The organism is Streptomyces sp. R302, from assembly GCF_012927245.1.
Lineage (GTDB): Bacteria > Actinomycetota > Actinomycetes > Streptomycetales > Streptomycetaceae > Streptomyces.
On sequence record NZ_JABBGE010000003.1, the window covers coordinates 475,496 to 492,945 of the forward strand.

Here is a 17,450-nt window from a genome sequence, read left to right on the forward strand (position 1 = left end):
TTACGGCACACAGAAACCGGAGAAGTAGTGCCTACGATCCAGCAGCTGGTCCGGAAGGGCCGGCAGGACAAGGTCGAGAAGAACAAGACGCCCGCACTCGAGGGTTCGCCCCAGCGCCGTGGCGTCTGCACGCGTGTGTTCACGACCACCCCGAAGAAGCCGAACTCGGCCCTCCGTAAGGTCGCGCGTGTGCGTCTGACCAGCGGCATCGAGGTCACGGCCTACATCCCGGGTGAGGGACACAACCTGCAGGAGCACTCCATCGTGCTCGTGCGTGGTGGCCGTGTGAAGGACCTGCCTGGTGTTCGTTACAAGATCATCCGCGGCTCCCTCGACACCCAGGGTGTCAAGAACCGCAAGCAGGCCCGCAGCCGCTACGGCGCCAAGAAGGAGAAGTAAGAATGCCTCGTAAGGGCCCCGCCCCGAAGCGCCCGGTCATCATCGACCCGGTCTACGGTTCTCCTCTTGTCACGTCGCTGATCAACAAGATCCTGCTCGACGGCAAGCGCTCCACCGCTGAGCGCATCGTCTACGGCGCCATGGAGGGCCTGCGCGAGAAGACCGGTGCTGACCCGGTCGTCACGCTGAAGCGCGCCCTCGAGAACGTCAAGCCGGCTCTCGAGGTCAAGTCCCGCCGTGTCGGTGGCGCCACCTACCAGGTGCCGATCGAGGTCAAGCCCGGTCGTGCCTCCACCCTCGCGCTGCGCTGGCTCGTCGGTTACTCCCGCGCCCGCCGCGAGAAGACCATGACCGAGCGCCTCATGAACGAGCTCCTGGACGCCTCGAACGGCCTGGGTGCTTCGGTCAAGAAGCGCGAGGACACGCACAAGATGGCCGAGTCCAACAAGGCCTTCGCGCACTACCGCTGGTAGTCGCAACCCCCATCGAGACCGAGAGAAGACTGAAGCCTTATGGCTACCACTTCGCTTGACCTGGCCAAGGTGCGCAACATCGGCATCATGGCCCACATCGACGCGGGCAAGACGACCACCACCGAGCGGATCCTGTTCTACACCGGCGTTTCGTACAAGATCGGTGAGGTCCACGACGGCGCTGCCACGATGGACTGGATGGAGCAGGAGCAGGAGCGTGGCATCACGATCACGTCCGCTGCCACCACCTGCCACTGGCCGCTCGAGAACGTCGACCACACGATCAACATCATCGACACGCCGGGTCACGTCGACTTCACCGTCGAGGTGGAGCGTTCCCTGCGCGTGCTCGACGGTGCCGTGACCGTGTTCGACGGCGTGGCCGGCGTCGAGCCCCAGTCCGAGACCGTCTGGCGTCAGGCGGACCGCTACGGCGTTCCGCGCATCTGCTTCGTCAACAAGCTCGACCGCACGGGTGCCGACTTCTTCCGCTGTGTCGACATGATCGTGAGCCGCCTCGGTGCGACCCCGATCGTCATGCAGCTCCCGATCGGTGCCGAGGCCGACTTCGAGGGCGTCATCGACCTCGTGAAGATGAAGGCCCTCGTCTGGTCCGCCGAGGCCACCAAGGGCGAGATGTACGACACCGTCGACATCCCGGCCGACAAGCAGGAGCTCGCCGAGGAGTACCGCGGCAAGCTCGTCGAGGCCGTCGCCGAGAACGACGAGGAGCTCATGGAGCTCTTCCTCGAGGGCGTCGAGCCCACCGAGGAGCAGCTCTACACCGCGATCCGTCGCATCACCATCGCCTCCGGCAAGGGCGGCGACACCACGGTCACCCCGGTGTTCTGTGGCACCGCGTTCAAGAACAAGGGCGTTCAGCCCCTGCTCGACGCCGTCGTCCGCTACCTGCCGTCGCCCCTCGACGTCGAGGCCATCGAGGGCCACGACGTCAAGGACGCCGAGGTCGTCGTCAAGCGCAAGCCGTCCGACGACGAGCCGCTGTCGGCCCTCGCGTTCAAGATCGCGAGCGACCCGCACCTCGGCAAGCTCACCTTCGTCCGGATCTACTCCGGTCGCCTGGAGGCCGGCACCGCGGTGCTGAACTCCGTCAAGGGCAAGAAGGAGCGCATCGGCAAGATCTACCGCATGCACGCGAACAAGCGTGAGGAGATCGACTCGGTGGGCGCCGGCGACATCGTCGCCGTCATGGGCCTGAAGCAGACCACCACCGGTGAGACGCTGTGCGACGAGAAGAACCCGGTCATCCTGGAGTCCATGGACTTCCCGGCGCCGGTCATCCAGGTCGCGATCGAGCCCAAGTCCAAGGGTGACCAGGAGAAGCTGGGTGTCGCCATCCAGCGTCTCGCGGAGGAGGACCCCTCCTTCCAGGTCCACTCGGACGAGGAGACCGGCCAGACCATCATCGGTGGCATGGGCGAGCTCCACCTCGACATCCTCGTCGACCGCATGCGTCGCGAGTTCAAGGTCGAGGCGAACGTCGGCAAGCCGCAGGTCGCGTACCGCGAGACGATCCGCAAGGCCGTCGAGCGTGTGGACTTCACCCACAAGAAGCAGACCGGTGGTACCGGTCAGTTCGCCAAGGTGCAGATCGCGATCGAGCCCATCGAGGGCGGCGAGGCGTCGTACGAGTTCGTGAACAAGGTCACCGGTGGCCGCATCCCGAAGGAGTACATCCCTTCGGTCGACGCGGGTGCGCAGGAGGCCATGCAGTTCGGCATCCTGGCCGGCTACGAGATGACGGGCGTCCGCGTCATTCTTCTCGACGGTGCCTACCACGAGGTCGACTCCTCCGAGCTCGCGTTCAAGATCGCCGGCTCGCAGGCCTTCAAGGAGGCCGCGCGCAAGGCTTCTCCCGTGCTCCTTGAGCCGATGATGGCCGTCGAGGTCACCACGCCCGAGGACTACATGGGCGAGGTCATCGGCGACATCAACTCCCGCCGTGGCCAGATCCAGGCCATGGAGGAGCGTCACGGTGCCCGCATCGTGAAGGGCCTCGTGCCCCTGTCGGAGATGTTCGGCTACGTCGGCGACCTCCGCAGCAAGACCTCGGGTCGCGCAAGCTACTCGATGCAGTTCGACTCCTACGCCGAGGTTCCGCGGAACGTCGCCGAGGAGATCATCGCGAAGGCCAAGGGCGAGTAACGCACCGCGTTCAACGCACCGCGTCCACACGCTTTAGGCTTGACACCGACCGGTGGGGGGCCGTCCCGAGAGGGATACCCCCTGCCGGGCGGCACCCCAGCAAAGATCACCTGGCGCCGATGAAGCAAGGCGTTCAGAACCACTCCACAGGAGGACCCCAGTGGCGAAGGCGAAGTTCGAGCGGACTAAGCCGCACGTCAACATCGGCACCATCGGTCACATCGACCACGGTAAGACGACCCTCACGGCCGCCATTACCAAGGTGCTGCACGACGCGTACCCGGAGCTCAACGAGGCCTCGGCCTTCGACCAGATCGACAAGGCTCCCGAGGAGCGCCAGCGCGGTATCACGATCTCGATCGCGCACGTCGAGTACCAGACCGAGTCGCGTCACTACGCCCACGTCGACTGCCCCGGTCACGCGGACTACATCAAGAACATGATCACGGGTGCCGCGCAGATGGACGGCGCCATCCTCGTGGTCGCCGCCACCGACGGCCCGATGCCGCAGACCAAGGAGCACGTGCTCCTGGCCCGCCAGGTCGGCGTTCCGTACATCGTCGTCGCCCTGAACAAGGCCGACATGGTGGACGACGAGGAGATCCTGGAGCTCGTCGAGCTCGAGGTCCGTGAGCTCCTCTCCGAGTACGAGTTCCCGGGCGACGACCTTCCGGTCGTCCGTGTCTCGGCGCTCAAGGCCCTCGAGGGCGACAAGGAGTGGGGCGAGAAGCTCCTCGGCCTCATGAAGGCCGTGGACGAGTCCATCCCGCAGCCCGAGCGTGACGTCGACAAGCCGTTCCTGATGCCGATCGAGGACGTCTTCACGATCACCGGTCGTGGCACCGTCGTCACCGGTCGTATCGAGCGTGGTGTCCTCAAGGTCAACGAGACCGTCGACATCATCGGCATCAAGACCGAGAAGACCACCACCACGGTCACCGGCATCGAGATGTTCCGCAAGCTGCTCGACGAGGGCCAGGCCGGTGAGAACGTCGGTCTGCTCCTCCGTGGCATCAAGCGCGAGGACGTCGAGCGCGGCCAGGTCATCATCAAGCCGGGTTCGGTCACGCCGCACACCAAGTTCGAGGCCCAGGCCTACATCCTGTCGAAGGACGAGGGTGGCCGTCACACCCCGTTCTTCAACAACTACCGCCCGCAGTTCTACTTCCGTACCACGGACGTGACCGGCGTCGTGACCCTCCCCGAGGGCACCGAGATGGTCATGCCGGGCGACAACACCTCCATGTCCGTCGAGCTGATCCAGCCCGTCGCCATGGAGGAGGGCCTCAAGTTCGCCATCCGTGAGGGTGGCCGGACCGTCGGCGCCGGCCAGGTCGTCAAGATCACTGCCTGATCTTGAACTGACCTGGTAGCTCGTACGAGCTGCTAGCAGTGAGGGAAGGCCCCGCACCGGAAGGTGCGGGGCCTTCTCGCGTTCCCGGCGACACGTTCCCGGCGACACTTTCCTGGCGCCGTTCGCACGGCGACCTCCTACGGCCGCCAGGACCAGGGCCGGCCGTCCGGGCCGAGCCCCACCACCGTCACCCCGCCGGCGCCCAGGTGCAGCGCGGCCGCCACCGCCGCGGGCTCCTCCCTCCGGGTACGCAGCCGCCCGCCGGCCCGGACGCACACCCGGCCCTCGGCGTCCGTGCCGAGCAGCACCGTGCCGAGCGCCGCCGAGCGCGCCGCCCGCACCTCCCCGTAGCCGTCCAGGCCCGCGTCCCCGCCGTCCGGGCCGAGCAGCCGCGCCGAGGCCGGCGGCCGGTGGTAGAGCCCGCCGGCCGCGCTCGCCACCGTCGAACCCGACAGCGGCAGCGCGCCCGGCGCCTCCCGGCCGTCCACCCAGTGGCGTACGGCCTCCGGCCCCGCCGCGTACAGATGCGTTCGCCCGTCCGGGTCCGTCGAGACGGCGAAACCGTCCTGCACGACGGCGTCACCCGGAAGCGTCCGCCACGGCCCCCAGGAACCGTCCGGCTCGCGGACCCGCTCGGCGACGCCCCGCGCCGCGTTCCGCACGTACAGCCGCACCCGGCCGTCCGGATCCGCCACCGCCACCGGCGCGCCGAGCCGGCGGCTGCGGTCCGCCCCCAGGTCCGGGGTGCCGAGACCGCGCCAGGCGAGGAACGGGCCGCCGGGGGAGCGCTGCTCCAGGACGACCACCTCCCGCCGGTTCGGGCCGCCGTGCCCCTCCAGGGCCGCGAACCGCACCCCGAGGAGCAGCACCCGCCCGTCCGGCAGCACCGCCGAACCGAGGCCCGGCGCCAGCGGGCCGCCGCCCAGGTCCTCGGGACCGCCCCACACCCCGGGCGCGGACTCCCGCCACCGCACCGCGCGCAGCCCGAGGACCCCGTACGCGGCGAGCCGCCCGTCCGGCTCCGCGGCGAGCGCGAGGCCCGGGCCCGGCCAGCGGCGGTGGGTGGAGCGGACCCAGCCCTTGCGGTTGGTCAGCGGCCGGTCGCCGCCGACGCCGTAGTCGCCGCACCCCGACGGATTGCCGCACTCCCAGGACGGGTCGCCGCCGTACGGCACCAGGCGGGCCGCCTTCCCCGCCAGCACGGCGGGCGGCAGGTTCTTGGGCCAGTGGCGGTTGTAGTAGCCGCGGAAGGCGGCCGCCGTGAAGAGCGGGACCGGGGCCCCGTCCCGTATCTCCTCCGCCACCCAGCGCACCAGCGCCGACCAGGCGAAACAGGCCGCCGCCGTGTGGTCCCCGTGGTCCGAGTAGCCCGGCTGCTCGGAGTCCCGGCGGCGGACCGCCTCGGGGCTCGGCTGGACGTCCGGGTCCGGGTCGAGGGTGTGCACCACGGTGGGCCGGTAGCGCCGCAGCAGCCCGGTCAGCGCCGCGACCAGGCCCTCGTGGTCGTACGTCCCCGGGCGCGCGACCGGCGAGCCCGCCGAGCGGTGCGCGGACAGCTCCAGGGCCCGGTCCTCCCACAGCGCCGGCAGCGCCATGTACCGGCGCGGGGTGTGCATCGGCAGGTCGAGGTGGACCAGCTCGACCCGGCGCCCGCCGTGCGCGAGCACCGCCCGCTCGGCCGTCCGGCCGCCGCCGAGGGCCAGCGCCTCGCGGCGCCAGGGGGTGAAGAGCGGCAGGCCGAGGGCGCGGGCGTAGCTCTGCCGCAGGCCCTGGCGGCGGGCGGAGGAGTACGCGGCCCGGTCCGGCGGGGTCCTCGGCATGCCCTCGACGCGGTTGACGCCGGTGTGCTCGCCGGCCGTCACGTAGACGGAGACCAGCGGCACCCCGGCGTCGAGCAGCCGCTGCGCGTCCGGGTTCATGAAGTACAGGTCGTCGTCCGGGTGGGCCACGATCTGGAGCAGCAGCGCGCGGCGCGGCTCCCCGCCGGCGAACGGCTTGCCCGGCGCGGGGTCCGCGGCCGGGGAGGTCCGGCGCGGGGCCGCGGGCACGGAGCAGCCCGCGGCGAGCGCCGTGGTCACGGCGGCGGCCAGGAGCGTACGGCGGGACGGTCGGTGCACGGCGGATGGCCCTTCCCCCAAGGTCGGTCCCTGGCAAGACGGGCGGCGCGGGGCCCGGGTTGCCCGCCGCCGCGCACGCCTCCCGGGCCGTCGCGGAGGCGGCGGGCGTGGCGGCCCGGGAGGCCGGGGAGGCGGCCGGGGCGTACGCGGAAGGGGTACGGGCCGCGGCCGAGGCCAGGGCGCGCGCCACCCTGGAGGCCGCCCGCGAACGCGCCGAGGAACTGGCCGTCATCGCCGGCCGGGAGATCGGCTGCCCCTTCGGCCGGTACCGGCCGATCACCGACCGCTGGGAGGCCGGCGTCCTCACCGGCAAGGGCACCGGCCGGGGCGGCTCCGCGATCCGGCCGGAGGCGACGGGTCACGGCAGCGTGCTCTTCGCCACGGCGATGCTGCGCGAGCGCGGCGAGGACCCGGAGGGCCGGACCGCGGTCGTCTCCGACTCCGGCGGTCACGTCCACGACGACGAGGGCACCGACCTGGCCCTCCTGAAGCAGATCAAGGAGGCCGAACGCGGCCGGGCCGCCGACGACGCCGAACGGCGCGGCGCCTCCGCCCGCTTCGTCCCCGGCGGCCGGGGCCGGGAGGTCCCCGCCGACGTGACCCCTCCCCTCCGCCACCCAGAACGAACGGAACGGGTCCGACGCGGCGGCCCTGATCCGCGACGGCGCCAAGGCCGTCGCCCTGGAGACGGCCCAGAACCAGAACCACTCCCGTACGTCCTGGTCCGCGGCCCGCGTCGAGGAGCCGGAGGCCGTCATGACGGACTTCCACCGCACCCGCGTCGAGACCGCCGACCGCTACGGCACCCCCGGCGGTCGCGCAGGGCGTGATCTGATGCGCGCGCCCGGGGAGACCTTCTCCGAAGATTTCTCCGGGGCGTTGTCGAGACCGGCGCGGCGGCTCCGACCGTAGGGTGACAGCGCGTCACAGGGGCGCGCGGGTACGGGGAGGACACCCACCATGAAGTACGTCGCGATGATCTACGGCAACCAGGCCAAGTGGGACTCCTTCCCGGCCGAGGCCTGGCCCGAGGCGATCGCCCGCCAGGAGGCCTTCAACCGCCGCTACCGCGAGACCGGCGAACTCCTCGGCGCCTACGGCCTCGCCGACGCCGCGGCCGCCCAGCTGATCCGCCGCGAGGCCGGCGCCCCGACGGTCACCGACGGCCCCTACCTGGAGACCAAGGAGTACCTGGCCAGCTTCTACCTCCTCGACTGCGACTCCCTGGAACGCGCCCAGCAGATCGCCGCCGACATGCCCTTCGCGGACACCGACCCGGTAGAGCTCTGGCCGATCCTCCACGAGTCCGCGGCGGATCTGTGAGCACGGAGCAGGCCGGCGTCGAGGACGTGCTGCGGGCGTGTGCCCCGCGCGTCCTCGGCGCGCTCGTCCGTCGGCACGGGGACTTCTACGGGTGTGAGGACGCCGTCCAGGAGGCGTTGATCGCGGCGGCGCGGCAGTGGCCGGGGCAGGGGGTGCCGGAGCGGCCGGGGGCGTGGCTGCTGACCGTCGCCCAGCGGAAGTACGTCGACCAGGTGCGCAGCGAGGTCGCCCGCCGGCGGCGCGAGGACACCGTGGCCCTGGCCACCCCGGCGGCGGAGCTGCTCGCGCCCGCCGCCGACGAGGCGGGGGAGGGGGCCGCGGACGACTCGCTCGCGCTGCTCTTCCTCTGCTGCCACCGGGACCTGTCGCCGTCCAGCCGGATCGCGCTCACCCTGCGCGCGGTCGGCGGTCTCACCACCGCGCAGATCGCCGCCGCGTTCCTCGTGCCGGAGGCGACGATGGCGCAGCGGATCAGTCGCGCCAAGCAGACCGTACGGGCCGCGGGGGACGCGCTCGCCCTGCCGGAGGGGGAGGACCGCACCGCCCGGCTCGCCGAGGTCCGGCACGTGCTGTACCTCGTCTTCAACGAGGGGTACACGGCGAGCGGCGGGGAGGAGCTGACCGCGCCCGAGCTGTCGACGGAGGCGATCCGGCTCGCGCGGCTGCTGTGCCGGCTCGTCCCGGACGACGCCGAGACCGCCGGCCTGCTGGCCCTCATGCTGCTGACCGACGCCCGCCGCCCGGCGCGTACCGGCCCGCACGGCGAGCTCGTGCCGCTGGCCGAGCAGGACCGGACCCGCTGGGACGCGGGCCTGGTGGCCGAGGGCGTCGCCCTGATCAGCCGCACCCTTCCGCTGGGCCGGGTGGGCCCGTACCAGCTCCAGGCGGCGATCGCGGCCGTCCACGACGAGGCGGAGTCCGCGGACGCGACCGACTGGCCGCAGATCCTCGCCCTGTACGAACTCCTGGAGCACGCGGCCCCGAACCCCATGGTCACCCTGAACCGGGCGGTCGCGGTCGCCATGGTCCAGGGACCCGGGGCCGGGCTCGCCCTCCTCGACACCCTCGCCGCCGACAAGCGCCTCGCCCGCCACCACCGGCTCCTGGCGACCCGCGCGCACCTCCTTGAGCTCACCGGTGACCGGGCCGCGGCGGCGGAGGCGTACCGCGAGGCGGCCCGCCGCACGTCCAGCGCCCCGGAGCGCCGCCACCTGACGGAGCGGGCCCGGGGGCTGGGCTGAGGCTCGTACCGCCTACTCGGCGTCGAACAGCTCCTCGGCGGAGGCGGCGGTGACCGCGCGGTCGAGGAGGAGGTCGAGCTCGTCGGGGTCGGTCACGGCGGTGACCCGCTCGGCGACGGCCTCGGGAACGTCGATCCCGCGCGCCCGCAGGACGCGGAGCACGGCCTGGGCCTGGCCCTTGGCCTGGCCCTTGGCCTGGCCCTCCAGGAAGGTCTCCTCGACGAGCGTGCCCCGCCCGGGGAAGAAGCTGCCCACGTGCCGCATCAGGTGCCTCCAGGTGTTCCTGGCCGGGGTGTCGCCCAGGCCGATCTCCAGCAGTTCCGAGTAGTACGCGACCGAGTCCGGCTCGGCCGTCGACAGGGCCTGTGCCAGTGCCTCCAGCATGGTGGAGAGGTCCTGGTCGTGGCCGTGGGTCATGGCGGAGAAGGCGGCCATGGCGAGGTTCCGTCCCGCCTCCTCCGGGTCCGTGATGACGGGCACGTTGTCGGGCCCGAGGACGAGTGGGTGCGTCCGCAGCGCCGTCCAGCCGTCGATGCCCGTGAGGAACGGGCCGGTGGCCCACCGGGCGGTCGCCCGGTCCTGGCAGACGACGAGCAGCAGGGCGGGGACGTCGTACTTGGCTCTGAGGTGGGCGAGGTGATGCGTCCAGCCCGACGCCTGCTCCGGATCGCGCCGGACGCGGGTCTCGATCGCGAGCAGGAAGCCGGGCCCCTCGGAGGGGCTGATCCGCAGCACGCTGTCGACCTGGGGCGAAGGCGTCAGCACCTCGACCGCGGCCTTCGGCGGCAGCCGTAGCCCCAGGACCCGGAAGACGGGGGAGAGGAGCTCCGGGCGGTCCTGGAAGATCCGGTGGGACGCTTCGTGGGAGGAAGTGACCATGGGGCGCAACGTACGACCGCCGACACGATTCGGAATATGCCTTTGGGATATGACCACCCCGGAGGGTGAAGTCGGCGCGTCCCGGACCCCGCGCGCCCCCTGCGTGTACCCGTACGTGACGTGGGGTACAGTCTTCGACCCCGATTGGCGGCCCGCAGGGGCCGTATGGCAGACTAGCGGGGTTGCTCGGTTGAGTGCCGATGCTGCGCGCCTCCCGCCGGGAGGACCGGAAGCGAGTCCCACAGTACTCGTCGCTCCTTTTGGGGCGGACGTACGGGAATCTTCCGGGAAGTGTCAGCGGGGTACCAGCCAGGCGTCCGGTGGGTGTTCACCCCCGCACCGCGGTCTTCGGCCCGCACCCCCTTGGTTGGGAAATCCTTCGGGAGTTCTTCGTAGAGGGAGTGCGACACGCCCGACCGCGTGGGTCGGAGGAAGAACGCGAACCGACCGGGTTCCAGGGCGTTAACAAAGAGACAGGACTACGAAGTAGCCATGGCGGGACAGAAGATCCGCATCCGGCTCAAGGCCTACGACCACGAGGTCATCGACTCCTCGGCGAAGAAGATCGTCGAGACGGTGACCCGCACTGGTGCGTCGGTCGCGGGCCCGGTGCCGCTGCCCACTGAGAAGAACGTGTACTGCGTCATCAAGTCGCCGCACAAGTACAAGGACTCGCGCGAGCACTTCGAGATGCGCACGCACAAGCGCCTCATCGACATCCTCGACCCCACGCCGAAGACGGTTGACTCGCTGATGCGTCTCGACCTCCCGGCTGGCGTCGACATCGAGATCAAGCTCTGAGGTGACGCGCGAGATGGCTAAGAACATCAAGGGCATCCTGGGCGAGAAGCTCGGCATGACGCAGGTCTGGGACGAGAACAACCGGGTCGTCCCGGTGACCGTCGTCAAGGCCGGCCCCAATGTCGTGACCCAGGTGCGTACGAACGACGTCGACGGCTACGAGTCGGTCCAGATCGCCTTCGGCGAGATCGACCCGCGCAAGGTGAACAAGCCCCTCAAGGGCCACTTCGCCAAGGCCGACGTCACCCCGCGCCGTCACCTCGTCGAGCTGCGTACCGCTGACGCCAGCGAGTACACCCTCGGCCAGGAGATCACCGCCGAGGTCTTCGAGGCGGGCATCAAGGTCGACGTGACCGGCAAGAGCAAGGGCAAGGGCTTCGCCGGTGTCATGAAGCGCCACAACTTCCGTGGTGGCAAGGCCTCCCACGGTGCCCACCGCGTGCACCGCAAGCCCGGTTCGATCGGTGGCTGCGCCACCCCGGGCCGTGTCTTCAAGGGCATGCGCATGGCCGGCCGCATGGGCAACGAGCGCGTGACCACCCAGAACCTGACCGTTCACGCCGTTGACGCGGAGAAGGGCCTGCTGCTCATCAAGGGCGCGGTTCCTGGTCCGAACGGCGGCCTCGTCCTGGTCCGCACCGCGGCCAAGGGGGCCTGAGGATATGAGCACCATTGACATTCTGTCGCCCGCGGGCGACAAGACCGGGACCGTCGAGCTCCCGGCCGAGATCTTCGAGGCCAAGGTCAGCATCCCGCTGATCCACCAGGTCGTCGTCGCGCAGCTGGCCGCGGCCCGTCAGGGCACGCACAAGACCAAGACGCGTGGCGAGGTCCGTGGTGGTGGCAAGAAGCCCTACCGCCAGAAGGGCACCGGCCGCGCCCGTCAGGGTTCGACCCGCGCCCCGCAGTTCGCCGGTGGTGGCGTCGTGCACGGTCCCGTGCCGCGTGACTACTCGCAGCGGACCCCGAAGAAGATGAAGGCCGCCGCCCTCCGCGGTGCCCTCTCCGACCGGGCGAACCACTCCCGCATCCACGTCGTCTCCGGCGTGGTCGAGGGTGGCATCTCCACCAAGGCCGCCAAGACGCTGTTCGGCAAGATCTCGGAGCGCAAGAACCTGCTCCTGGTCGTCGAGCGTTCCGACGAGGCCGCGTGGCTGTCCGCCCGCAACCTGCCCCAGGTGCACATCCTGGAGCCGGGCCAGCTGAACACGTACGACGTGATGCGATCCGACGACGTGGTCTTCACCCAGGCCGCCCTCGAGTCCTTCGTGTCTGGCCCCAAGGCCGACGACAACGAGGGGAACGAAGCCTGATGGCCGAGATCACCAGCAAGACCTTCACGGACCCGCGCGACGTCCTCGTCAAGCCGGTCGTCTCCGAGAAGAGCTACGCCCTGCTCGACGAGAACAAGTACACGTTCATCGTCGCGCCCGGCTCCAACAAGACCCAGATCAAGCAGGCCGTCGAGGCGGTCTTCTCGGTCAAGGTCACCGGGGTCAACACGATCAACCGCCAGGGCAAGCGCAAGCGCACCCGCACCGGTTTCGGCAAGCGCGCCAACACCAAGCGCGCCATCGTGACCCTTGCTGAGGGCAACCGAATCGACATCTTCGGCGGCCCGACCGCCTGACGGCGGTCGAGTCGTCCGATATCGGACGAGGACTGAGAAATGGGTATCCGCAAGTACAAGCCGACTACGCCGGGCCGTCGTGGCTCCTCCGTAGCCGACTTCGTCGAGATCACGCGGTCCACGCCGGAGAAGTCGCTGGTCCGCCCCCTGCACAGCAAGGGCGGCCGTAACAACACCGGTCGTGTGACCGTCCGTCACCAGGGCGGTGGCCACAAGCGTGCCTACCGCGTGATCGACTTCCGTCGTCACGACAAGGACGGCGTGCCGGCCAAGGTCGCTCACATCGAGTACGACCCCAACCGCACCGCGCGCATCGCGCTGCTCCACTACGCGGACGGCGAGAAGCGCTACATCATCGCTCCCAAGGGTCTGACGCAGGGTGACCGCGTCGAGAACGGCCCGGGCGCGGACATCAAGCCCGGCAACAACCTGGCCCTCCGCAACATCCCGGTCGGTACCACGATCCACGCGATCGAGCTCCGTCCCGGCGGTGGCGCCAAGTTCGCCCGCTCCGCGGGTGCCTCCGTGCAGCTGCTCGCGAAGGAGGGCACCATGGCCCACCTCCGCATGCCGTCCGGCGAGATCCGTCTCGTCGACGCCCGCTGCCGTGCCACCATCGGCGAGGTCGGCAACGCCGAGCAGTCGAACATCAACTGGGGCAAGGCCGGCCGCAAGCGCTGGCTGGGCGTCCGCCCGACCGTTCGCGGTGTGGCGATGAACCCGGTTGACCACCCGCACGGTGGTGGTGAGGGCAAGACCTCCGGTGGTCGCCACCCGGTCTCCCCGTGGGGTCAGAAGGAGGGTCGTACTCGTTCGCCGAAGAAGGCTTCGAACAAGTACATCGTCCGCCGCCGCAAGACGAACAAGAAGCGCTAGGAGCGGGTTTAGATGCCGCGCAGTCTCAAGAAGGGACCCTTCGTCGACGGCCACCTCATCAAGAAGGTGGACGCTCAGAACGAGGCCGGTACCAAGAACGTCATCAAGACCTGGTCCCGTCGCTCCATGATCATCCCGGCGATGCTCGGGCACACGATCGCGGTGCACAACGGCAAGACCCACGTCCCGGTGTTCGTCACCGAGTCGATGGTCGGGCACAAGCTCGGCGAGTTCTCGCCGACGCGCACCTTCCGGGGTCACGTCAAGGAAGACCGGAAGTCGAAGCGCCGCTAGTAGCGGATCGCATTCAGACACGTAAGTAACTGAGAGGGACAACCATGGAAGCCAGGGCCCAGGCGCGGTACATCCGCGTCACGCCCATGAAGGCCCGCCGCGTGGTGGACCTGATCCGTGGCATGGATGCCACGGAGGCTCAGGCTGTTCTGCGATTCGCTCCGCAGGCAGCCTCCGTGCCGGTCGGCAAGGTGCTCGACAGCGCCATCGCCAACGCCGCGCACAACTACGACCACACGGACGCCTCTTCGCTGTTCATCAGCGAGGCGTTCGTCGACGAGGGTCCGACCCTGAAGCGGTTCCGTCCGCGTGCCCAGGGCCGTGCCTACCGGATCCGCAAGCGGACCAGCCACATCACCGTGGTCGTCAGCAGCAAGGAAGGAACCCGGTAATGGGCCAGAAGGTTAACCCGCATGGGTTCCGGCTCGGCATCACCACGGACTTCAAGTCCCGCTGGTACGCCGACAAGCTGTACAAGGACTACGTCAAGGAAGACGTCGCCATCCGTCGGATGCTGACGTCCGGCATGGAGCGCGCCGGCATCTCGAAGGTTGAGATCGAGCGCACCCGCGACCGCGTCCGCGTGGACATCCACACCGCTCGCCCGGGCATTGTCATCGGTCGCCGTGGCGCCGAGGCCGACAAGATCCGCGGCCAGCTGGAGAAGCTGACCGGCAAGCAGGTCCAGCTGAACATCCTCGAGGTCAAGAACCCCGAGGTCGACGCTCAGCTCGTGGCCCAGGCCGTCGCCGAGCAGCTCTCCTCCCGCGTCTCCTTCCGTCGGGCCATGCGCAAGAGCATGCAGTCCGCCATGAAGGCCGGCGCCAAGGGCATCAAGATCCAGTGTGGTGGCCGTCTCGGCGGCGCCGAGATGTCCCGCTCGGAGTTCTACCGCGAGGGTCGTGTGCCGCTGCACACGCTCCGCGCGAACGTCGAGTACGGCTTCTTCGAGGCCAAGACGACCTTCGGCCGCATCGGCGTGAAGGTCTGGATCTACAAGGGCGACGTCAAGAACATCGCCGAGGTCCGCGCCGAGAACGCTGCTGCCCGTGCGGGCAACCGCCCGGCCCGTGGCGGCGCTGACCGCCCGGCCGGCCGCGGTGGCCGCGGTGGCGAGCGTGGCGGTCGCGGTCGCAAGCCGCAGCAGGCTCCCGCTGCCGAGGCCCCCAAGGCCGAGGCCGCCGCCGCTCCGGCTGCTGAGAGCACCGGAACGGAGGCCTGACCGAAATGCTGATCCCCCGTAGGGTCAAGCACCGCAAGCAGCACCACCCGAAGCGCGACGGCATGTCCAAGGGTGGCACGCAGGTTGCGTTCGGCGAGTACGGCATTCAGGCCCTCACCCCGGCCTACGTGACCAACCGCCAGATCGAGGCCGCGCGTATCGCGATGACCCGCCACATCAAGCGTGGCGGCAAGGTCTGGATCAACATCTACCCGGACCGTCCGCTCACGAAGAAGCCTGCCGAGACCCGCATGGGTTCCGGTAAGGGTTCGCCGGAGTGGTGGATCGCGAACGTCAAGCCCGGTCGGGTGATGTTCGAGCTGTCCTACCCGAACGAGAAGATCGCGCGTGAGGCTCTGACTCGTGCGGCTCACAAGCTGCCGATGAAGTGCAAGATCGTTAAGCGCGAGGCAGGTGAGCTGTGATGTCGGCCGGTACCAAGGCGTCCGAGCTGCGCGAGCTGGGCAACGAGGAGCTTGTCGCCAAGCTCCGCGAGGCCAAGGAAGAGCTGTTCAACCTCCGCTTCCAGGCGGCGACGGGCCAGCTCGAGAACCACGGCCGTCTTCGGGCGGTCCGTAAGGACATCGCCCGGATCTACACCCTCATGCGAGAGCGTGAGCTCGGCATTGAGACGGTGGAGAACGCCTGATGAGCGAGAACAACGTGACTGAGAAGACCGAGCGCAACGCCCGCAAGGTCCGCGAGGGCCTGGTCGTCAGCGACAAGATGGACAAGACCGTCGTCGTCGCCGTCGAGGACCGCGTGAAGCACGCGCTGTACGGCAAGGTCATCCGCCGTACGAACAAGCTCAAGGCTCACGACGAGCAGAACGCTGCCGGCATCGGCGACCGCGTCCTCCTGATGGAGACCCGGAAGCTGTCGTCGACGAAGCACTGGCGCGTCGTCGAGATCCTCGAGAAGGCCAAGTAATCACCTGAGGGGTTTCCCTCAGGTCAGTTCCGCCAGGCTCGGCGGGGGTCGCGACCAGCGGCCCCCGCCGGGAACCGGCAGACAATCAGGAGATAGACGTGATCCAGCAGGAGTCGCGACTTCGCGTCGCCGACAACACTGGTGCCAAGGAGATCCTTTGCATCCGTGTTCTCGGTGGCTCGGGTCGCCGCTACGCGGGCATCGGTGACGTCATCGTCGCCACCGTCAAGGACGCGATCCCCGGTGGCAACGTGAAGAAGGGTGACGTCGTCAAGGCGGTCATCGTTCGCACCGTCAAGGAGCGCCGCCGCCAGGACGGCTCGTACATCCGCTTCGACGAGAACGCCGCTGTCATTCTCAAGAACGACGGCGACCCTCGTGGCACCCGTATCTTCGGCCCGGTCGGCCGTGAGCTGCGCGAGAAGAAGTTCATGAAGATCATCTCGCTCGCGCCGGAGGTGCTGTAAGCATGAAGATCAAGAAGGGCGACCTGGTCCAGGTCATCACCGGTAAGGACAAGGGCAAGCAGGGCAAGGTCATCGCGGCCTACCCCGCCGAGTCCCGCGTCCTCGTCGAGGGTGTCAACCGGGTCAAGAAGCACACCAAGGCCGGCCCGAACCAGGCCGGCGGCATCGTGACGACCGAGGCTCCGGTCCACGTCTCCAACGTCCAGCTGGTCGTGGAGAAGGACGGCAAGAAGGTCGTCACGCGTGTCGGTTTCCGCTTCGACGACGAGGGCAACAAGATCCGCGTTGCCAAGCGGACGGGTGAGGACATCTGATGGCTACCACCACTCCGCGTCTCAAGACGAAGTACCGCGAGGAGATCGCGGGCAAGCTGCGTGACGAGTTCAAGTACGAGAACGTCATGCAGATCCCCGGCCTCGTGAAGATCGTGGTCAACATGGGTGTCGGCGACGCCGCCCGTGACTCGAAGCTGATCGAGGGCGCGATCCGCGACCTCACCACGATCACCGGTCAGAAGCCGGCCGTCACCAAGGCCCGCAAGTCCATCGCGCAGTTCAAGCTGCGTGAGGGTCAGCCGATCGGTGCCCACGTCACGCTCCGTGGCGACCGCATGTGGGAGTTCCTGGACCGCACCCTGTCGCTCGCGCTGCCGCGCATCCGCGACTTCCGCGGCCTGTCCCCGAAGCAGTTCGACGGCCGTGGCAACTACACCTTCGGTCTCACGGAGCAGGTCATGTTCCACGAGATCGACCAGGACAAGATCGACCGTACCCGGGGTATGGACATCACCGTGGTCACCACGGCGACCAACGACGACGAGGGCCGCGCGCTTCTCCGTCACCTCGGCTTCCCGTTCAAGGAGGCGTAAGCGAGATGGCGAAGAAGGCTCTGATCGCGAAGGCTGCCCGCAAGCCCAAGTTCGGTGTGCGTGCGTACACCCGCTGCCAGCGTTGCGGCCGCCCCCACTCCGTGTACCGCAAGTTCGGCCTCTGCCGCGTGTGCCTTCGTGAGATGGCTCACCGTGGCGAGCTGCCGGGCGTGACCAAGAGCTCCTGGTAATTCCCCTTCGCCCATTGGGCGTTGGTGAATGACCGGAGTCTCTCGGTAAGCATTGGGATGGCGGACTCCCACCCCCGCATGGCTTAGGCTAGTGGGGTTGGGCGTCCGCCGCCCTTACGACTTACTACGCCGTAGGTCCACCGCACCGCACCCGCCCCGTCTCGGATCGGGGAGAGGGATGGTGCACCAGGAAACCCCGGCGAGAGAGGCCGAAGGCCA

The 17,450-nt window shown here is 69.2% G+C and carries 23 protein-coding genes and 1 pseudogene; 22 read left to right on the top strand and 2 right to left on the bottom strand.

The window, feature by feature from the left end:
- Window positions 1-27 precede the first annotated feature (27 nt).
- From rpsL to tuf, 4 genes are all read left to right on the top strand, one after another.
- On the top strand, window positions 28-399 hold the full coding sequence (gene rpsL / locus HHL19_RS11855; RefSeq protein WP_003948652.1) for a 30S ribosomal protein S12: 372 nt from the start codon (window positions 28-30) through the stop codon (window positions 397-399).
- A gap of 2 nt (window positions 400-401) precedes the next feature.
- Window positions 402-872 (top strand): 30S ribosomal protein S7, encoded by a 471-nt coding sequence (gene rpsG / locus HHL19_RS11860; protein ID WP_030494244.1) that lies wholly within the window; start codon window positions 402-404, stop codon window positions 870-872.
- Between the two features lie 39 nt (window positions 873-911).
- A complete protein-coding gene (fusA, locus tag HHL19_RS11865) occupies window positions 912-3,038 on the top strand; it encodes an elongation factor G (protein WP_169088466.1) in 2,127 nt (708 codons plus the stop codon).
- A gap of 160 nt (window positions 3,039-3,198) precedes the next feature.
- The gene (tuf, locus tag HHL19_RS11870) at window positions 3,199-4,392 is read left to right on the top strand and encodes an elongation factor Tu (RefSeq protein ID WP_169088468.1); all 1,194 of its coding nucleotides are present in this window, start codon (window positions 3,199-3,201) and stop codon (window positions 4,390-4,392) included.
- A gap of 137 nt (window positions 4,393-4,529) precedes the next feature.
- Here tuf and HHL19_RS11875 read toward each other — a convergent pair whose 3' ends face one another.
- Window positions 4,530-6,509 carry a PIG-L family deacetylase gene (locus HHL19_RS11875; RefSeq protein WP_346768292.1) on the bottom strand — a complete coding sequence of 660 codons (1,980 nt, stop codon included), beginning with the start codon at window positions 6,507-6,509 and terminating at the stop codon, window positions 4,530-4,532.
- Window positions 6,510-6,739: 230 nt separating this feature from the next.
- Here HHL19_RS11875 and HHL19_RS11880 point away from each other — a divergent pair.
- The 3 genes and pseudogenes from HHL19_RS11880 to HHL19_RS11890 form a co-directional block, all read left to right on the top strand.
- Window positions 6,740-7,322, top strand: a pseudogene (locus tag HHL19_RS11880) (glutamate dehydrogenase); the annotation flags it as partial.
- 147 nt (window positions 7,323-7,469) lie between these two features.
- Window positions 7,470-7,832, top strand: a complete 363-nt coding sequence (locus tag HHL19_RS11885) for a YciI family protein (protein WP_169088472.1) — start codon at window positions 7,470-7,472, stop codon at window positions 7,830-7,832.
- On the top strand, window positions 7,829-9,073 hold the full coding sequence (locus tag HHL19_RS11890) for a DUF6596 domain-containing protein (protein ID WP_169088474.1): 1,245 nt from the start codon (window positions 7,829-7,831) through the stop codon (window positions 9,071-9,073). Before HHL19_RS11885 ends, HHL19_RS11890 begins: the two co-directional genes overlap by 4 nt.
- A gap of 12 nt (window positions 9,074-9,085) precedes the next feature.
- Here HHL19_RS11890 and HHL19_RS11895 read toward each other — a convergent pair whose 3' ends face one another.
- Window positions 9,086-9,952 carry a hypothetical protein gene (locus HHL19_RS11895; protein ID WP_169088476.1) on the bottom strand — a complete coding sequence of 289 codons (867 nt, stop codon included), beginning with the start codon at window positions 9,950-9,952 and terminating at the stop codon, window positions 9,086-9,088.
- A gap of 492 nt (window positions 9,953-10,444) precedes the next feature.
- Between HHL19_RS11895 and rpsJ the strand changes: the two genes are divergently transcribed.
- From rpsJ to HHL19_RS11970, 15 genes are all read left to right on the top strand, one after another.
- Window positions 10,445-10,753: a 30S ribosomal protein S10 gene (gene rpsJ, locus HHL19_RS11900; protein ID WP_003948644.1), complete on the top strand. Its 309-nt coding sequence runs from the start codon at window positions 10,445-10,447 to the stop codon at window positions 10,751-10,753.
- A 13-nt stretch (window positions 10,754-10,766) separates the two neighbouring features.
- Entirely contained in the window at window positions 10,767-11,411 is a 645-nt protein-coding gene (gene rplC, locus HHL19_RS11905; RefSeq protein ID WP_043230269.1) for a 50S ribosomal protein L3, read from the top strand.
- Between the two features lie 4 nt (window positions 11,412-11,415).
- Entirely contained in the window at window positions 11,416-12,066 is a 651-nt protein-coding gene (gene rplD, locus HHL19_RS11910; RefSeq protein ID WP_169088478.1) for a 50S ribosomal protein L4, read from the top strand.
- On the top strand, window positions 12,066-12,383 hold the full coding sequence (gene rplW, locus HHL19_RS11915) for a 50S ribosomal protein L23 (protein ID WP_030759382.1): 318 nt from the start codon (window positions 12,066-12,068) through the stop codon (window positions 12,381-12,383). The genes rplD and rplW overlap by 1 nt, the downstream gene beginning before the upstream one ends.
- 39 nt (window positions 12,384-12,422) lie before the next feature.
- Window positions 12,423-13,259 carry a 50S ribosomal protein L2 gene (rplB, locus tag HHL19_RS11920; protein WP_030494254.1) on the top strand — a complete coding sequence of 279 codons (837 nt, stop codon included), beginning with the start codon at window positions 12,423-12,425 and terminating at the stop codon, window positions 13,257-13,259.
- 12 nt (window positions 13,260-13,271) lie between these two features.
- Window positions 13,272-13,553 carry a 30S ribosomal protein S19 gene (gene rpsS / locus HHL19_RS11925; protein ID WP_030759378.1) on the top strand — a complete coding sequence of 94 codons (282 nt, stop codon included), beginning with the start codon at window positions 13,272-13,274 and terminating at the stop codon, window positions 13,551-13,553.
- Between the two features lie 44 nt (window positions 13,554-13,597).
- On the top strand, window positions 13,598-13,945 hold the full coding sequence (gene rplV, locus HHL19_RS11930) for a 50S ribosomal protein L22 (protein ID WP_030359020.1): 348 nt from the start codon (window positions 13,598-13,600) through the stop codon (window positions 13,943-13,945).
- A complete protein-coding gene (rpsC, locus tag HHL19_RS11935) occupies window positions 13,945-14,775 on the top strand; it encodes a 30S ribosomal protein S3 (protein WP_030759375.1) in 831 nt (276 codons plus the stop codon). The genes rplV and rpsC overlap by 1 nt, the downstream gene beginning before the upstream one ends.
- 5 nt (window positions 14,776-14,780) lie before the next feature.
- Window positions 14,781-15,200 carry a 50S ribosomal protein L16 gene (gene rplP, locus HHL19_RS11940; RefSeq protein WP_105868301.1) on the top strand — a complete coding sequence of 140 codons (420 nt, stop codon included), beginning with the start codon at window positions 14,781-14,783 and terminating at the stop codon, window positions 15,198-15,200.
- Complete coding sequence (gene rpmC, locus HHL19_RS11945) at window positions 15,200-15,424, top strand: 50S ribosomal protein L29 (protein WP_030494258.1); 225 nt, start codon at window positions 15,200-15,202, stop codon at window positions 15,422-15,424. The genes rplP and rpmC overlap by 1 nt, the downstream gene beginning before the upstream one ends.
- Window positions 15,424-15,705: a 30S ribosomal protein S17 gene (rpsQ, locus tag HHL19_RS11950; protein ID WP_169088480.1), complete on the top strand. Its 282-nt coding sequence runs from the start codon at window positions 15,424-15,426 to the stop codon at window positions 15,703-15,705. Before rpmC ends, rpsQ begins: the two co-directional genes overlap by 1 nt.
- Window positions 15,706-15,803: 98 nt before the next feature.
- Window positions 15,804-16,172 carry a 50S ribosomal protein L14 gene (gene rplN / locus HHL19_RS11955; protein ID WP_003956455.1) on the top strand — a complete coding sequence of 123 codons (369 nt, stop codon included), beginning with the start codon at window positions 15,804-15,806 and terminating at the stop codon, window positions 16,170-16,172.
- Between the two features lie 2 nt (window positions 16,173-16,174).
- Window positions 16,175-16,486 carry a 50S ribosomal protein L24 gene (gene rplX / locus HHL19_RS11960; protein ID WP_030759367.1) on the top strand — a complete coding sequence of 104 codons (312 nt, stop codon included), beginning with the start codon at window positions 16,175-16,177 and terminating at the stop codon, window positions 16,484-16,486.
- Window positions 16,483-17,040, top strand: a complete 558-nt coding sequence (gene rplE, locus HHL19_RS11965; RefSeq protein ID WP_106979021.1) for a 50S ribosomal protein L5 — start codon at window positions 16,483-16,485, stop codon at window positions 17,038-17,040. Before rplX ends, rplE begins: the two co-directional genes overlap by 4 nt.
- Window positions 17,041-17,045: 5 nt before the next feature.
- Window positions 17,046-17,231, top strand: a complete 186-nt coding sequence (locus tag HHL19_RS11970; protein ID WP_003956452.1) for a type Z 30S ribosomal protein S14 — start codon at window positions 17,046-17,048, stop codon at window positions 17,229-17,231.
- Window positions 17,232-17,450 lie beyond the last annotated feature (219 nt).

Excerpts from the sequence above, each read along its gene's own strand:
- rpsG (WP_030494244.1), top strand. The coding sequence starts at position 402 with ATGCCTCGTAAGGGCCCCGCCCCGAAGCGCCCGGTCATCATCGACCCG.
- fusA (WP_169088466.1), top strand. The coding sequence starts at position 912 with ATGGCTACCACTTCGCTTGACCTGGCCAAGGTGCGCAACATCGGCATC.
- HHL19_RS11885 (WP_169088472.1), top strand. The coding sequence starts at position 7,470 with ATGAAGTACGTCGCGATGATCTACGGCAACCAGGCCAAGTGGGACTCC.
- HHL19_RS11895 (WP_169088476.1), bottom strand. The coding sequence starts at position 9,952 with ATGGTCACTTCCTCCCACGAAGCGTCCCACCGGATCTTCCAGGACCGC.
- rpsJ (WP_003948644.1), top strand. The coding sequence starts at position 10,445 with ATGGCGGGACAGAAGATCCGCATCCGGCTCAAGGCCTACGACCACGAG.
- rplC (WP_043230269.1), top strand. The coding sequence starts at position 10,767 with ATGGCTAAGAACATCAAGGGCATCCTGGGCGAGAAGCTCGGCATGACG.
- rplD (WP_169088478.1), top strand. The coding sequence starts at position 11,416 with ATGAGCACCATTGACATTCTGTCGCCCGCGGGCGACAAGACCGGGACC.
- rplW (WP_030759382.1), top strand. The coding sequence starts at position 12,066 with ATGGCCGAGATCACCAGCAAGACCTTCACGGACCCGCGCGACGTCCTC.
- rplB (WP_030494254.1), top strand. The coding sequence starts at position 12,423 with ATGGGTATCCGCAAGTACAAGCCGACTACGCCGGGCCGTCGTGGCTCC.
- rpsS (WP_030759378.1), top strand. The coding sequence starts at position 13,272 with ATGCCGCGCAGTCTCAAGAAGGGACCCTTCGTCGACGGCCACCTCATC.
- rplV (WP_030359020.1), top strand. The coding sequence starts at position 13,598 with ATGGAAGCCAGGGCCCAGGCGCGGTACATCCGCGTCACGCCCATGAAG.
- rpsC (WP_030759375.1), top strand. The coding sequence starts at position 13,945 with ATGGGCCAGAAGGTTAACCCGCATGGGTTCCGGCTCGGCATCACCACG.
- rplP (WP_105868301.1), top strand. The coding sequence starts at position 14,781 with ATGCTGATCCCCCGTAGGGTCAAGCACCGCAAGCAGCACCACCCGAAG.
- rpmC (WP_030494258.1), top strand. The coding sequence starts at position 15,200 with ATGTCGGCCGGTACCAAGGCGTCCGAGCTGCGCGAGCTGGGCAACGAG.
- rpsQ (WP_169088480.1), top strand. The coding sequence starts at position 15,424 with ATGAGCGAGAACAACGTGACTGAGAAGACCGAGCGCAACGCCCGCAAG.
- rplX (WP_030759367.1), top strand. The coding sequence starts at position 16,175 with ATGAAGATCAAGAAGGGCGACCTGGTCCAGGTCATCACCGGTAAGGAC.
- HHL19_RS11970 (WP_003956452.1), top strand. The coding sequence starts at position 17,046 with ATGGCGAAGAAGGCTCTGATCGCGAAGGCTGCCCGCAAGCCCAAGTTC.